At 62.0% G+C, this 14,914-nt stretch carries 16 protein-coding genes; 2 read left to right on the forward strand and 14 right to left on the reverse strand.

The annotated features are described in order from the left end of the window. The first annotated feature begins 22 nt into the window (after positions 1 to 22). Together nucS and ACFC25_RS03790 are read left to right on the forward strand one after the other, a co-directional pair. Positions 23 to 718 (forward strand): endonuclease NucS, encoded by a 696-nt coding sequence (nucS, locus tag ACFC25_RS03785; protein ID WP_337352171.1) that lies wholly within the window; start codon positions 23 to 25, stop codon positions 716 to 718. Between the two features lie 300 nt (positions 719 to 1,018). Then, entirely contained in the window at positions 1,019 to 1,222 is a 204-nt protein-coding gene (locus tag ACFC25_RS03790; protein WP_011692441.1) for a cold-shock protein, read from the forward strand. A 175-nt stretch (positions 1,223 to 1,397) separates the two neighbouring features. On the opposite strand, the gene ACFC25_RS03795 is transcribed toward ACFC25_RS03790, so the two are convergent. The 14 genes from ACFC25_RS03795 to ACFC25_RS03860 all read right to left on the reverse strand — a co-directional run bounded on the left by ACFC25_RS03795 (position 1,398) and on the right by ACFC25_RS03860 (position 14,858). After that, positions 1,398 to 3,971: a bifunctional lysylphosphatidylglycerol flippase/synthetase MprF gene (locus ACFC25_RS03795; protein ID WP_376044097.1), complete on the reverse strand. Its 2,574-nt coding sequence runs from the start codon at positions 3,969 to 3,971 to the stop codon at positions 1,398 to 1,400. Beyond that, the gene (locus ACFC25_RS03800) at positions 3,968 to 5,278 is read right to left on the reverse strand and encodes an alpha/beta hydrolase-fold protein (protein ID WP_376044098.1); all 1,311 of its coding nucleotides are present in this window, start codon (positions 5,276 to 5,278) and stop codon (positions 3,968 to 3,970) included. Before ACFC25_RS03800 ends, ACFC25_RS03795 begins: the two co-directional genes overlap by 4 nt. A 5-nt stretch (positions 5,279 to 5,283) precedes the next feature. Next, a complete protein-coding gene (locus tag ACFC25_RS03805) occupies positions 5,284 to 5,715 on the reverse strand; it encodes a DUF2550 domain-containing protein (RefSeq protein WP_131131696.1) in 432 nt (143 codons plus the stop codon). 10 nt (positions 5,716 to 5,725) lie between these two features. Next, positions 5,726 to 6,010: a F0F1 ATP synthase subunit epsilon gene (locus ACFC25_RS03810; RefSeq protein ID WP_131131695.1), complete on the reverse strand. Its 285-nt coding sequence runs from the start codon at positions 6,008 to 6,010 to the stop codon at positions 5,726 to 5,728. A gap of 1 nt (position 6,011) precedes the next feature. Beyond that, entirely contained in the window at positions 6,012 to 7,466 is a 1,455-nt protein-coding gene (atpD, locus tag ACFC25_RS03815) for a F0F1 ATP synthase subunit beta (protein WP_337345858.1), read from the reverse strand. An 84-nt stretch (positions 7,467 to 7,550) separates the two neighbouring features. Then, on the reverse strand, positions 7,551 to 8,441 hold the full coding sequence (locus ACFC25_RS03820; protein WP_337345857.1) for a F0F1 ATP synthase subunit gamma: 891 nt from the start codon (positions 8,439 to 8,441) through the stop codon (positions 7,551 to 7,553). A 73-nt stretch (positions 8,442 to 8,514) separates the two neighbouring features. Next, positions 8,515 to 10,152, reverse strand: coding sequence for a F0F1 ATP synthase subunit alpha (gene atpA, locus ACFC25_RS03825; RefSeq protein ID WP_337345856.1), 1,638 nt, complete (start codon positions 10,150 to 10,152; stop codon positions 8,515 to 8,517). Positions 10,153 to 10,235: 83 nt separating this feature from the next. Next, on the reverse strand, positions 10,236 to 11,063 hold the full coding sequence (locus tag ACFC25_RS03830; RefSeq protein ID WP_337345855.1) for a F0F1 ATP synthase subunit delta: 828 nt from the start codon (positions 11,061 to 11,063) through the stop codon (positions 10,236 to 10,238). Then, positions 11,063 to 11,614, reverse strand: coding sequence for a F0F1 ATP synthase subunit B (locus ACFC25_RS03835; RefSeq protein WP_337345854.1), 552 nt, complete (start codon positions 11,612 to 11,614; stop codon positions 11,063 to 11,065). The genes ACFC25_RS03830 and ACFC25_RS03835 overlap by 1 nt, the downstream gene beginning before the upstream one ends. A 55-nt stretch (positions 11,615 to 11,669) precedes the next feature. After that, the gene (gene atpE, locus ACFC25_RS03840) at positions 11,670 to 11,873 is read right to left on the reverse strand and encodes an ATP synthase F0 subunit C (protein WP_009356484.1); all 204 of its coding nucleotides are present in this window, start codon (positions 11,871 to 11,873) and stop codon (positions 11,670 to 11,672) included. 78 nt (positions 11,874 to 11,951) lie between these two features. Further along, positions 11,952 to 12,752 (reverse strand): F0F1 ATP synthase subunit A, encoded by an 801-nt coding sequence (atpB, locus tag ACFC25_RS03845; RefSeq protein WP_337345853.1) that lies wholly within the window; start codon positions 12,750 to 12,752, stop codon positions 11,952 to 11,954. 81 nt (positions 12,753 to 12,833) lie between these two features. After that, complete coding sequence (locus tag ACFC25_RS03850) at positions 12,834 to 13,166, reverse strand: hypothetical protein (protein ID WP_337345852.1); 333 nt, start codon at positions 13,164 to 13,166, stop codon at positions 12,834 to 12,836. Next, the gene (locus ACFC25_RS03855) at positions 13,159 to 13,641 is read right to left on the reverse strand and encodes a hypothetical protein (RefSeq protein ID WP_376044104.1); all 483 of its coding nucleotides are present in this window, start codon (positions 13,639 to 13,641) and stop codon (positions 13,159 to 13,161) included. The genes ACFC25_RS03850 and ACFC25_RS03855 overlap by 8 nt, the downstream gene beginning before the upstream one ends. 104 nt (positions 13,642 to 13,745) lie before the next feature. Next, positions 13,746 to 14,858: an MraY family glycosyltransferase gene (locus ACFC25_RS03860; protein ID WP_337345850.1), complete on the reverse strand. Its 1,113-nt coding sequence runs from the start codon at positions 14,856 to 14,858 to the stop codon at positions 13,746 to 13,748. Positions 14,859 to 14,914 lie beyond the last annotated feature (56 nt).

Genomic DNA, 14,914 nt, shown 5'->3' on the forward strand with positions numbered 1-14,914 from the left:
CAGCCCCGGTAGTGTGTACGGCGTGCGACTTGTCATAGCCCGATGCTCCGTTGATTATGTTGGCCGGCTCAAAGCCCATCTCCCCCTTGCCACCAGGCTCCTGCTGGTCAAGGCTGACGGGTCGGTGCTGGTCCATTCCGACGGCGGCTCCTACAAACCGCTGAACTGGATGAGCCCGCCGGCAACTTTGCGTGTGTCTTCCCCGGAGGACGTTGATCTCGAACTGGGAGTCACGGAGCAGTGGACCGTCCAGTCCGCCAAGACCGATGACCGGCTCATCATCAACATCCATGAGCACCTCCACGAATCCTCCCATGACCTTGGTGTTGACCCGGGCCTGATCAAGGACGGCGTTGAGGCGGATCTCCAGCGCCTGCTCGCGGACCAGATAGAAACCCTCGGTTCCGGCTTTTCACTGATCCGCCGGGAGTATTTCACCGCCATCGGCCCGGTGGACATCCTGGCACGCGACGCCAGCGGGGCCACCGTGGCCATCGAACTGAAGCGCCGCGGCGACATCGACGGCGTTGAACAGCTCACCCGCTACCTTGAACTCCTGAACCGTGACCCGCTGCTGGCACCCGTCCGCGGCATCTTCGCCGCCCAGCAGATCAAGCCCCAGGCCAAGGTCCTGGCCAATGACCGCGGCATCGACTGCGTCACCTTGGACTATGACGCCATGCGCGGTGTGGACGACAGCGAATCCCGGCTTTTCTAGGCACTTCAGTACGGCGAATCCGGAGATGCGGCCGTTACAAGGCCCTGACGAGGGGTTTAACGCTTGTTTTACGCAAAATTTACCGGATTGGCTGTCTGGACCGTTGACCTGAGGGTAGTGACATGAAATTCTTATCTGAGTCTTTGTGTAGGTGTTTTTCATGCTCGCAAGACATGTTGCGAGCGCGAAGCTCCTGCAGGGCCAGTTCCTAGGAACGGCAATCCAGGATTCTTCTCGCGGAGTGACCAAGGCCAGCACGAGGTGTGCTGGACTTAAAAGTTCCATTATGAGGAGAAATAAATGGCACAGGGAACCGTCAAGTGGTTCAACGCTGAAAAGGGCTTCGGCTTCATCACCCCGGATGACTCCGATGGCGATGTCTTCGTTCACTACTCCGAGATTCAGACCGGTGGCTTCAAGACCCTCGACGAGAACCAGCGTGTTCAGTTCGAAATCGGTCAGGGCGCCAAGGGTCCCCAGGCTACCGGCGTGACGCTGGTCTAGTCCCTCGCCTGCCGGCCGCACGTGTGCGGCCCCCGCGAATTAATGATCCCCGGCATAAATGCCGGGGATCATTTTTTGTTATTTACCAAAAGCCAAATGTGGCGGGCCTTCCGTTACGGCATTCCCCGAAGACTTCCCCAGTCATCAATGTTTTGTCCCACCATGGGATCGCTTGTCAGTTCACCAGTTCGCGGAGGAGCCTGGCGCCCTGCCGCAGGGACAGCCCCGGCAGGTACGCCCTGGTGAGCGCCCTGCCAATGGCCGGAAGGTGCAGCGGGTCCTGGTAGTAGAGGTACAGAGTGCGGTACTCCGGCTTGAAGCGTGACTTGAAGGCAGCCAGCGAACGGAAACCATAAACCGGCTCGAGCGCATGTCCGACCACATCCAGGATGCGGACCAGGTTCTCCGCATGCACCGGGCCGGCCCGGCCGCTCCCCTGTCCGTCCGCTTCCCCGCTCGCCTGCCCATCCTCCGGGCGCCGCGCCAGCGGAGATCCGGACAGCGAAATGACCTCCACCGACTTTCGTAGCTCCAGCACTGCCGAGGCAATCAGGAACTCCATGACTCCCGGGAAGCCGCCGGCTCCGCGGCGCATGACGTCCAGCGTGCGGCTGACCAGTTTGCCGCCGTCGTACACGGGAAGCCAGCTGGTCACCCCATGTACGTTCCCGTCCCTGTCGACGGCAAGGCAGCACAGCACGTCGTCGTCCATCAGCTCATCCAACCCGCCGAGGGTGAAGCCCATTTCGGGGACGGATTTTTCGGCCGCCCATTCCTCCGATACTTCGCTGAGCTGGCCGCGCAGGGCCTGTGGCAAACCGTGATAGCTCCCCCAAACAGCGGTGACGCCCATTTTCGCTGCACGGTTCAGGGCGGTCCGTACGTTCTGCCATTCCTTCCCACGGAATTCCAGTTCGCGTACCGCAAGCCTGGTCTCTTGGGCAACCGCCACCCGGTGGAAGCCCCGGTCCTGCAGCGGTGGCCAGAGGCTGGAGTCGCAGGAATAGAACGCGGGAATGAGCGCATGCCGGCTGCAGTGTGCAAGGAAGCCTTCAGCAACACTGGAACGCGAGGCCCGGGCGCCAAAGGGTCCGGCAAGGGTCAGCGCGACGCTACCGTGCTGCTGGTACGCGACGGCACCCCTATGGTCCGGGCTGAACCAGTACACGTTGGGTTCCCACAAAGCCATCCAGGACAAGGAATCGCCGCCCTCCTGCAATAGCCCTCGCACCCTCGCCCTGTCGGACGCGCCGGCATCGCTGCCATGGTGCCGCCCCAGCAGTACGAACCAGACGCCGGCCAGGGCAATCACCCAAAAAACGGGACCGGAGAAGGCGAAGATGAAGGACTCTGCGCCGTCGCGGTCTGCGAACACCCTGCGATAAAGGTTGGGGATGGGCACGGGCAGGTATTGCCGCGACAGTTCAGCAAGCAGTCCCAAGGGGCCGCCGTCGCGGGTCATTCCGCCCGCGCTGAGCCACGCCGCACTGTAGCCTCCGGCCAGCAACAGCAGGGCCCCGCCCAGCACAGCCATGAGCGTTCTGCGGGCTTCAGGGACGGTCTCCACCCTGAACTGCCTGCGGTTGGCCCACAGCACGGCGGCCAGCAGCAGGGGCACCGTCACGAGTGGCAGGATGTGCGCGAACCCTGACCCCATCGCCGCCGTATGCGGCCGCGACGGATAGTGCGGGATCAGCGCAAAAAGCGCCAGGTAGACGGCCGCCAGCGCTGTGACGGCCAACTGGATCACCAGCGTGATGCGCAGGGCAAGCCGCCGCCCGCGGCGCATTCCGTCCGCGCAGATCAGCAGCAGGATGACGGGAACGATCGCCAGGGCCAGCCCCACCGGTCCTGCGAAACCCTGCCGGCCCGCCTCCAGGCAGGATGCCTCAACCGTGGAACCGCAATAGGATTCCAACTGGCTCAGCGTAGGCAGCGGATTCAGGACTACGTCGCGCAGCAGGGCAAGGGGACCGGTGGGGGTCCTCGCCACTGCCGTAAGGATGGGTCCAACGGCAAAAACGGCCACTGTCAGGGCGAGCAGGTTGCGCGTTTCGCGGCCTGTGGAACGGTGCCGGTGCAGGTGGCCGTGCTCGCCCTGGATCCACCAGCCGGCGACGAGGCCAAGGAGTGCCCCCAAGAAACCAATCACTGTTTCCGGGTGGCCAACATAGAGCACAAGGAGAAGCGATACCGACACCAGCCCCGTCCGCAAGCGCCTCTGCCATAGGACTGCGAGCCGGCCGCTCGCGGCGAGGCCAACAGCGAGAACGGCGGCGTAAGGGCCGATGAGGTGGCTGTCCGCCATCAGGCCCAACCAGCCATCGCCTGCGTATCTGGCCACCTGGGTGATCAGGAGGAAGAGAGTTACAGAGCCGAACTGGCCGGCGGCAAAGAACACAGCAGCCTGCAGTGTCCCAAGTTTTCGCTCGGCGAGTCCCAGCAGCAGAAGGATCATCAGTGATGCCGTCAAATAGGCCAGCGGGTTGGTGGCGAAAAACATCGACGTAAACAGCGACCACCACAGGCCCGACTTCAGTCCCGGCCCGCTGACGCTGGCGAGGTCCAGCATGGTTTCCGGCGGACCGGCAAGATAGCTTCCGGTCAGGGCTCCGGTCAGAATGAAGGCCCCCAGGACGCCCAGGGTGAAGGGAATCGAGCTGAGGCGCGCCTTGGAGCGCTGCCACGCCGGCCGGCCCACAGTGGCCCAGGCGAGTGAGGCAGTCCGGACATCGGTTCCGGCACTCATGACCTGATACCCCAGCGGGCGGCCAGGAACGCAAGTCCGTCCGCCATCCCGCGGGACGGCGTGTCCCAGGAGTGGCCGGCATGCTGGACTTGCGTGGCTTCGACAGTGAAGCCGGCCTTCCTGGCAGCCTCGGCCAGGGTGTCCATGTATTCCACAAATTCGGGGTCCCGCTCCCCCGCTGCGAAGTACACTGCTTTGGCGTCAAACCGCTGCTGGTTCATCCTGGTCAGCGGGGTCTCGCGCTCAAAGGCAGCGGTGTCTCCGGCATACGCCGCGTCGATGGTTTTCTGCCGTTCCTTGGCAAGGGCCGGTTCGAGTTCGCTGGAGAACGCCAGCACGGAGCTGTACAGATCCGGGTGGCGGGTGCCCATCTGCAGGGCGCAGGTTGCACCGAAGGAAAATCCGCCCGCAGCCCATTGCCTGTGGTCAGGGTCCACATCCAGGGTTGTGTTGATCCATGCCGGAAGGTCCACGGACAGGTAGGTGTCCGCCCGGGCTATCCGGCTGTCCAGGCACAGCGTATTAGCCGACTGTGTCCCGTTGGGGTCCGCCACCACGACAACCGGCGCAATACCGCCGTGGCCGGAGGCAAACGTGTCCAGGTGTGTCCTCAGCGCGCCGCCGGTGAGCCAGTCGGCAGGACCGCCGGGCTGTCCGGAGAACAGCACGAGGACCGGAAGCGCGGGCCTGTTGGTGGCGAAATAGGCCGGCGGCAAGTAGATGTAGGCTTCCCGCGTCTCCAGCCCCGAGGCCGTTCCGGGGATGGTTGCCTTTCGGAGGGCACCCTCGTCAGGCACCTCCCCCTGCGGGGCCCAGCCTGCCAACGGCACGGGAGAGGGGCCGCCAGGCTGGCGAGTCAGGGCAGGCTCCAGAGCCGGGATCCGGGCCAGCGCGGTGCCCATGAGGTCGCTGACTGTCCGGTTGAGGCCAAAGTACGCGTTGATCTGGACTCCGGACAACAGGAGCACCAGCAAGAAAGCAACAATACCGGCGCCCCGCGCCCGCTGGGTGGACCGCGGCAGGCGGATCAGCGCCAGGATCAGGGCGGCTACAGCTGGAACCGCCCAGACCAGGACGTCATCCGGAAGGTCCTCCGGGAAAGTCGAAAAAACGTCGATCAGCGCCCAGTGCACCAGGCCCACTACGGCGAAGCCGCCGGCAACGGAGACCAGGACTGAGAGCCACCATGGACGCGGTCCCTCGGCTGCGGGGCGCCACACCAGGTATACGGCTGCAGCCGCCCCCAGTGCCGAGGCGGTCCAAAATACCGGTCCGTCAGTCAGCCGGACATCAGCAATGAAGTCCACGCCGGCTAGCGCCAGGTTCCGACACCGATGACCGGCCCGGCTTCCAGCCAGGATGAGAGCCCGGTGTAGGCATCGAACTTCATGGCCAGCCGCAGGTCCTGGCCCTCATAACGCAGTTCCACAATTACGACGTCGGGCTGGACTTTCACGGCCTCTGCTTCGGTCGGCTTGCGGCGGCCAAGCAGTTCCAGGGAACTTCGCTTGAACTTATGCTTGGGCCGGACACTGAGCGAGAGCAGCCGGAACCACTCAAGGTCGTTGTCCTGATAACGACAAACCCCCATCTGCCAGCTGTTTCCAGCTACGCAAATGGAGGCGTCCACCGTGCCCAGGGCACGCCGCAAATTGAAGCGGCGCACCCCGGAAAGGCACAGTGCAAATATCAGCAATCCAAAGGCGATTGCCATGGCGATGAACGGAAGACTCGGTGCGTCCATCAAGGTCGTGCTAGCGGATCCCAGCAGTAGCCGCGTCACCCAGCTGGGCGTTGTCAGCAACAATAACCACGCGGTTGTTGTCAACGGAGAAGAATCCGCCGTCAACAACTACGGCAATACGGTCACCGGAAACCGGCTGGATGGCCAGTTCACCTTCGGCCAGGATCGCCAGCAGGGGCGAGTGGCCGGGCAGGATTCCGATCTCACCATCGCTGGTGCGGGCCTTGACCATCGTGGCCGCTCCGGACCAGATAAAGCGGTCCGCTGCGACAATCTCAACCTCAAGCTCAGCCATATTACTTGGTCTGTTCCTGGATCTTGGCCCACTGGCGCTCAACATCATCCAGGCCGCCGACGTTGAAGAACGCCTGCTCTGCGATGTGGTCAAGGTCGCCGTCGCAGATCGCCGTGAAGCCTTCGACGGTGTCCTTGATGGAAACCGTGGAGCCTTCGACGCCGGTGAACTGCTTGGCGGTGTAGGTGTTCTGGGACAGGAACTGCTGGATGCGGCGTGCACGCGACACGACGATCTTGTCCTCTTCCGAGAGTTCGTCAACGCCGAGGATGGCGATGATGTCCTGGAGTTCCTTGTTCTTCTGCAGGATCTGCTTCACGCGGACAGCCGTGTTGTAGTGGTCCTTGCCGATGTACTGGGGATCCAGGATTCGGGAAGTCGACGTCAGCGGGTCAACGGCCGGGTACAGACCACGGGAGGCGATTTCACGGGAAAGTTCCGTGGTCGCGTCGAGGTGTGCGAAGGTCGTGGCCGGGGCCGGGTCGGTGTAGTCATCTGCGGGAACGTAGATAGCCTGCATCGAGGTGATGGAGTGGCCCTTGGTGGACGTAATGCGCTCCTGGAGGAGGCCCATTTCGTCCGCAAGGTTGGGCTGGTAGCCCACAGCCGAAGGCATGCGGCCGAGGAGGGTGGAAACCTCGGAGCCTGCCTGCGTGAAACGGAAGATGTTATCGATGAAGAGCAGCACGTCCTGGTTCTGGACATCGCGGAAGTACTCCGCCATGGTCAGGGCCGACAATGCCACGCGCAGGCGCGTTCCCGGCGGCTCATCCATCTGGCCGAATACAAGGGCGGTGTCCTTGAGGACTCCAGCCTCTTCCATTTCGACCCAGAGGTCGTTGCCCTCGCGGGTACGCTCGCCCACACCGGCGAATACGGAGGTACCACCGAAGTTGCGGGCAACACGGGTGATCATTTCCTGGATCAAAACGGTCTTGCCCACGCCGGCGCCGCCGAAGAGGCCGATCTTTCCACCCTTGATGTACGGGGTGAGAAGGTCGATCACCTTGATGCCGGTTTCCAGCATCTCGGTGGAGCCTTCAAGCGAAGCGAAGGCAGGAGCCTTGCGGTGGATGGGCCAGCGTTCGCTGATCTCCAGTTCCGACTCGGCAACGTCGAGGGGCTGGCCCAGGACGTTGAAGATGTGGCCCTTGACGCCGTCGCCAACAGGCACGGAGATCGGGGCGCCGCTGTCCACCACGGACGTGCCGCGGACGAGTCCGTCGGTAGCCTGCAGGGAGATGGCGCGGACGAGGTTGTCACCCAGGTGCTGGGAGGTCTCGAACGTGATGGTCTTGGTGACACCGTTGAGGGTGATCTCCGTGGACAGGGCATTGTAAATCGACGGGATTGCGTCAGCCGGGAATTCGACGTCGACAACCGGGCCAATAACACGTGCAATACGGCCGGTGGCACCGGACGTTGCGGCTACGTGTTCGGTAGCAGTGGCAGTCATCTCTCTCACTTCACTCAGTAGATGGCGTGGGGTTAAGTTTATCTGTTGTGGTGCAGGTCCCGCGGGAACCGAAAATGCCGAAGGCTAGGACGCGAGGGCGTCGGCGCCGGCAACGATTTCGGAAAGCTCCTGCGTGATTTCAGCCTGGCGGGCCGTGTTGCGCAGACGCGTGTACTTCTTGATCAGGTCCGTCGCGTTGTCGCCGGCGGACTTCATCGCCCGCTGGCGCGCAGCAAGCTCGGAAGCTGCTGCCTGCAACATGGCTGCGAAGATACGGGATTCGATGTAGCGCGGCAGCAGGGCATCAAGAACCTGCTCCGATTCCGGTTCGAATTCGTACAGCGGCAAGAGCTCCGACTCCGAAGCGGCCTGCTCTTCAACGACCTCGAGCGGGAGCAGGCGGATGACCGTCGGCTCCTGGGTCACCATGGACTTGAAGCGGGTGTACACAACGTGGATTTCATCCACGCCGCCCTCTTCGTAGGCCGTTGCGAAATCCGTCAGCAGCGCTTCCCCGACTTCGCGCGCAGTGGCGAATTCAGGGGCGTCAGTGCCGCCGGTCCAGACCCGCGCATACTCGCGGTTCCGGAACTCGTAGTACGCCTGTCCCTTGCGGCCGACGAGGTAGGTCTTGACTTCCTTGCCTTCAGCATGGAGCAGCTCGTTGAGACCTTCCGCCTGCTTGAGCACACTTGCCGAGTAGGATCCTGCCAGGCCACGGTCCGAGGTAATTACCAGGACTGCGGCACGGCGGATCTGCTCCGGCTCAGTGGTCAGCGGGTGGTCGATTTCGCTTTGGCTGGCGACAGCAGAAACGGCGCGCGTGATGGCGTTCGCGTAAGGCAGTGAAGCTGCTACGCGCGCACGGGCCTTGCCGATGCGCGAGGTAGCGATCAGTTCCATCGCCTTGAAGATCTTGCGCATCGACGTGGTCGAGCTGATCTTCTGGCGGTAGACCCGAATCTGGGCTCCCATACTTATCCTTTCCTAAGATTCCGTAGACCGGGTGCGCCGGACCCGTGGGTCCGGCGCACCCCGTTCAACGGAACTAGCGCTTCTGCTTGACGATTTTTTCCTGGTCGACTTCGCCCTCGGAGATAGCATCATGCTCCTCGTGGCCAGCCCCTACCAGGCGGTTGTCACCCTCGCCGAAGAAACCCTTTTTGAAGTCCACGATGGCGGTCTTCAGTGCTTCTGCGGTGTCGTCGCCCAAAACGTTGGTCTGTGCCAGCGTGGTGAGGATCGAGGACTTGTGCTTGAGGTGCTCCAGGAACTCGGACTCGAAGCGGCTGATGTCTTCCACCGGCACGTCGTCGAGGTATCCGTTAGTGCCTGCCCAGATGGACACAACCTGGTCTTCGACCGGGAACGGCGAGTACTGGCCCTGCTTCAGCAGTTCCATCAGGCGGGCGCCACGGGTGAGCTGCTGGCGCGAAGCTGCATCCAGGTCCGAGGCGAACATGGCGAAAGCCTGCATGTCGCGGTACTGGGCCAGGTCCAGCTTCAAGGTACCGGAGACCTTCTTCATGGACTTGACCTGGGCAGCGCCACCAACGCGGGACACCGAGACACCAACGTCAACAGCGGGACGCTGGTTGGCGTTGAAGAGGTCCGACTGGAGGAAGATCTGGCCGTCGGTGATCGAGATCACGTTGGTCGGAATGTAGGCGGAAACGTCGTTTGCCTTGGTCTCGACGATCGGCAGGCCGGTCATCGAACCCGCACCGAGCTCGTCGGAGAGCTTGGCACAACGCTCCAGCAGGCGGGAGTGCAGGTAGAAGACGTCACCCGGGTAGGCTTCGCGTCCCGGCGGGCGGCGCAGCAGCAGTGACACTGCGCGGTAGGCTTCGGCCTGCTTGGACAGGTCATCGAAGATCACCAGGACGTGCTTGCCACCGTACATCCAGTGCTGGCCAATGGCCGAACCGGCGTAAGGGGCCAAGTACTTGAAGCCTGCGGGGTCGGAAGCGGGAGACGCCACGATGGTGGTGTACTCGAGTGCTCCGTGGTCCTCAAGGGTCTGGCGGACTGCTGCGATGGTGGAAGCCTTCTGGCCAACACCGACGTAGACGCAGCGAACCTGCTTGGAGACATCTCCGGAAGCCCAGTTGGCCTTCTGGTTGATGATGGTGTCCACGGCGATGGCTGTCTTACCGGTCTGGCGGTCACCAATGATCAGCTGGCGCTGGCCACGGCCGATCGGGATCATGGCGTCGATGGCCTTGAGTCCGGTCTGCATCGGTTCGTGGACCGACTTGCGCTGGGTGACGCCGGGAGCCTGGAGTTCAAGCGCACGGGTGGTCTCAGCCTTGATCTCACCGAGGTCATCGATCGGCTGGCCCAGCGGGTCAACAACGCGTCCAAGGAACGCGTCGCCTACCGGCACGGAAAGGATCTCACCGGTGCGGTGGACTTCCTGGCCTTCTTCGATGCCCGTGAAGTCACCGAGGATGATGACACCGATTTCGCGGACGTCAAGGTTCTGGGCGAGGCCCAGCGTGCCGTCCTCGAAGCGAAGCAGCTCGTTCGCCATGACCGAGGGAAGGCCCTCAACACGGGCGATGCCGTCACTTGCGGTGGTTACGCGGCCAACCTCTACGCGCTCTGCGTTTCCGGGTTCGTAGGACGCCGCGAACTCGTTCAACGCATTACGGACGTCGTCGGCGTTGATGGTCAATTCGGCCATCTGCAGTCCCTGCTCTCCTGTTTTCGTGATCATCGTTGCTCACGATGACCGGGGTTTCTATCAGTTAAGTTGTGCTTGTCCGGCTAGCCGGCCAGTTGGCGGTGAAGCTGGCCCAGACGGGAAACAACGGAAGCGTCAAGCACTTCGTCGCCTACCTGGACACGGATTCCGCCGATCAGTGCAGGATCAACGTTGATGTTGACCTTGAGCTCGCGACCATACAGGGAGTTGAGCCCTGCCTGGAGGCGGCTGAACTGCGTCTCCGTCAAAGGACGGGTGACGCTGACCGTTGCAATCCAGCGCTGCTGCCGCTTGGCCGCCAGCTCGGCGAACCGCGCCACCAGCCTGGTCGGCTTCAGGCCTCGGGGCTGCGAGACCGCCTGGCCGATGAGGACTTTGGCTTCCTCGCTTGCGCCAGGAACCAGCCTTTCGGTGAGGGTGGTCTTTGCAGCACCGCTTGCCTGTGGTTCGGACAGGGCACGTTGTACCTCGTGGCTGGAGGCAACGGCCTGGTTGAAGGAGAACAGATCGTTCTCCAGCTCTTCCAGCCCAGAGATTCCGGAGGCAGAAACGGCAGACTTGTTTTCAGCGACGGCGATGACCACCGTTGCGGCAAGAGTCTCGAGTGCATCGCCGATGTCTCGTGCCGATGCCCAGCGCAAACTGGCCAGTCCGCCCGCGATATCCGCAGCATCAGCGGAGACTTTCCCGCCAAACAGCTGCTTGACCAGCGCCGACTTTTCGTCACCGCTACGGGACGGGTCAGTCAGGGCGCGGCGCAAGCCAGCCGAGCTGTCCACCGTTCCCAGGATTCCGAAGAGTTCCTTAGCCAGCTGCAGTGAGGCGATGGGAAGCTTGGCTTCCAACGCGGTCAGTGCCGTGGCCAGCGATCCGCTCGATACACCTGCCATTACTGAGCTGCACCTGCGTTCTGGTTCTCCAGATCTGCCAGGAAGCGGTCAACGACGCGAGCCGAACGCTCGTCATCGGTGAGTGCTTCACCAACAATGCGTCCTGCCAGGGTGGTGGCGAGAGTGCCCACCTCGGAGCGCAGGGACACAACTGCGGCCTGGCGCTCCGATTCGATCTGCACGTGTGCCTGAGCGGTGATGCGGGCGGACTCTGCAGCCGCCTTTTCCTTCAGGTCAGCAAGGATCTGAGCGCCTTCAGCACGTGCTTCCTCGCGGATGCGGTTGGCTTCTGCGCGGGCGTCAGTCAGCTGCTGCTTGTATTCCTCGAGTGCAGCGGAGGCCTCAGCCTGGGCCTTTTCAGCCTTCGCGATGCCACCTTCGATGGCCTCGGCACGCTCTGCGAATGTCTTCTCGAACATCGGGACAATGAACTTGACCACGATGTACATGAGGACAGCAAAGCCGACGAGGACGACGCCCATTTCCCAGACATTGGGCATCAGGGGGCTGGTTTCACCCTCTGTGGCGGCTGAGATGATCAGCTGATTCATAATTCACCCGTCCTTATCTACTCGGTTCTGGATGTTCGCTTGTTCTGAAGTCAGACTAGAGAACGAAAGCGAAGACCAGGCCGAGGATGGCGAGGGCTTCAGTCAGCGCGAGGCCGAGGAATGCGATCGGCTGCAGGACGCGCTGTGCTTCCGGCTGACGTGCTACACCGTTGATGTAGGCAGCGAACACGAGACCCACACCGATACCACCGCCGATTGCGGACAGACCGTAACCTACGAGGTTGAGATTGCCTTCCATTTTATTCCTTTCAAGATGCCATCTGTGTGGCAGGTTGTTTGGTTTGCTTCATCCCCGCAAGGGGAAGATTTTGGGAGCCTAGTGGCTGTCCGCGTGCAGAGCGCCTTCGATGTAGATGGCGGTCAGCAGGGTAAAGACGTACGCCTGAAGCGCCATGATCAGGGCTTCGAGCATGTACATGGCGATGGCGCCGACCAGGACCAGGACCGAGGTGCCCTTCAACAGGAGGTTTTCCTGCATCACGAGGTACTCGATGCCGGAACCGGCAAGCATCACGATGAGGTGGCCGGCCAGCATGGTGGCAAACAGACGGAGGCTGTGCGTGACCGGACGAACCAGGAAGTTGGAGATGATCTCGATCGGAACCACGATGGGCAGGATGTAGAACGGGACTCCGGACGGCACGGTGGCCAGCTTGAAGTACTTGATGCCGTTCTTCTTGATGCCGATGGCAATCCAGGTGAAGTAGACGATGCCCGCAAGGACATACGCGCCGCCGACGTGCGAGAAGCTCGGAAGCTGGATCACGGGGATGGCGCCGTAAATGTTGTTCACGAGAATAAAGAAGAAGAGGCTGAACAACAGCGGGACATACTTCATAAAGTCTTTGCCGCCGATAATGTCCTTGGCGATGCTGTTACGCACAAAGCCGTAGGCCATTTCACCAGCGAACTGGAGCTTGCCGGGGACAAGCTGCTGCTTCCGTGCAGCTAGCAGAAAGAATGTGGCGATAATGACGACCGACAGGATTACCAGCAGCATCTGCTTGGAGAATCCGTCTGCCGCCCCCCACGGCAGGATTGCCGGCAGGTGCATTTCTTCAATTCCAGGAGGAGTGAACTCTCCTGAATCTTGGGCCGGGAGCGCAAGCGCGATCAACGCGTTTCCTCTCTGCAGTGTCCATCATTGGGCGTTGGTCGGGGATCCGCGGATTTGCGCTCCGCTGTTCCCCGTGTGAAATTATTTGGCATTAGTGTTTCCGTCCGCGGACGGGCCGCTGTCTGCGCCGCTCTTACCGGCTGTGTTTCTGAGACTGGTAAGGCCATGCATGTGGGAAAGATAAAATCCTCCGACAGCTCCAAGCAGAGCGCCTGCGAGCACGATCCAGCGGGTTCCCCACAGATTATCCAGACCCCACCCTATCAAACTCCAGACGATGATTCCGCCAATTATGTAGCTGAAGACGGCCATCCCGGCGTTGTATCCGCCGTCGTTGTTTTCAGTGGATACACCGGGTGCGGAACCGGTTACCCGAGGCTTTGACGGGCCCCTGTTTCGCTTCCGGTCAGACATCGCGTGGTTCCTTGGTCTCGGGGTCGTTGTAGATCTGCAACCGTGCCTTGCTGAAGCCGTAGATCTCCGCACCCTGCCAAAGTACGACGGCGGCGACGGCCCCGATCAGGAACCAACGGCCGTGAAGCCACTCCGGAGCACCGATAAGGAACAGGACGACGGCGAACCCCACGACTTTGATGAAATATGTCGCAACAAAGACGCCGATGGCGCCCGATGGATTGCTGCGCCCGACGAAATGGCCCACGAGGAGGCTGATGCCGAAGAACAGCATCACCAGCAATCCGCCCAGCACAGTCGACAGGGCACCACTCACGCCGTCCAGGAATGCCGCAACCACGGAACACAGGACCAGGCCTGCCCCAGCGGCCAGCGAGCTGAGTACAAGAAGGCGGAGCCACAGTGACCGGGTGGGACCGGAGACACCAACGGGTCCGTTGCCGGACACGGGTCCGGAGTCGGCGTTGGAGGTCATATGATCCCAATCGTCGGTACCAAGGCAAGGAGCCAGGGGCGTGGTGGAGGTCAGCTTGAGCTGCCCCTAAATTCTACACGAGATAGAAATATTTCCGAACGCCGTTACGCCGCGGGTTCCTCTTTCCTTCGCCGCAGGTACGGCCACGCCGTCACGAGGCCCATCACCAGGGTGGCGAAGAGGTCAACAGAGAGCACGATCTGCCACGGGAATACTGCAAAAGCCAGCCCTCCGAAGGACAGGATGGCGGTCCACAGATACATGAGGATCACCACGGTCCGGTGCGAATAGCCGATATCAAGCAGTTTGTGGTGGAGGTGCCCGCGGTCCGCCGACCACGGGGAACGTCCGCGTGCCGTGCGCCGAACAACGGCGAGGCCCAGGTCAAGCAGTGGGAGGAACAATACGGCGAAGGGCAGCAGGATGGGTATCACGGTGGAGATACCGTTGGCCCGGTCATACAACCCTGACGTGATCTGTCCGGTGGAGACAATACCCGCGGAGGCCATGAGCAGGCCGATGAGCATGGCACCGGAGTCCCCCATAAAGATCTTGGAGGGGAACCAGTTGTGCGGCAGGAAACCTATGCAGCTGCCCACCAGGACCACCGTAATCAGCGTGGCGAGGTCCGATTTATCCAAGATGACGGATGTGCGGTGGACCCAGTAGGCGGTGAAGAAGAACGCTGTGCCGCCGATGATGGCCACGCCGGCAGCCAGGCCATCAAGGCCGTCGATGAAGTTGAAGGCGTTCATGGTAGTCACGATCAGCCCCGCGGTCAGCACCACCCGAAGCATCTCATTTTCCAGGGTGATCGGTTCCGGTACCCAGGGAACAATCGTCATCTGGACTCCCCAGATGGCTACCACCAGGGCTGCCGCACTTTGCCCGATGAGCTTGACCCACCAACGGATGTCCAGCAGGTCATCGGCTATACCTACCAGCACGATCAGCACGGCTCCGGCGAGGATTCCCCACGGGGAAAAGTTGTTCCGGTAGATGTCCTTCACGAAGAAGGATTGGCTGGCCACGATCAGGGCCACCATCACACCAAGGAAGATAGCCACGCCGCCCAGCCGGGATACCGGCGTCGAATGCATGTCGCGGCTGCGGATGGGCATGTGGAGCTCGAGCCGGTTTCCGATAACCCGGGCACCCCAGGTTGCCGAGTAGGACACGACGGCAGCCGTCAAGCCCATGAGCAGGTACATAATCATGCGATGGCGGCCATTTCGTCAGTTCCTGCCGTAGCTCCTGGAGCTACGGCAGTGCT

Origin of the sequence: Pseudarthrobacter sp. NPDC055928 (assembly GCF_042270935.1) — a bacterium.
In the GTDB taxonomy this organism is placed as follows: domain Bacteria; phylum Actinomycetota; class Actinomycetes; order Actinomycetales; family Micrococcaceae; genus Arthrobacter.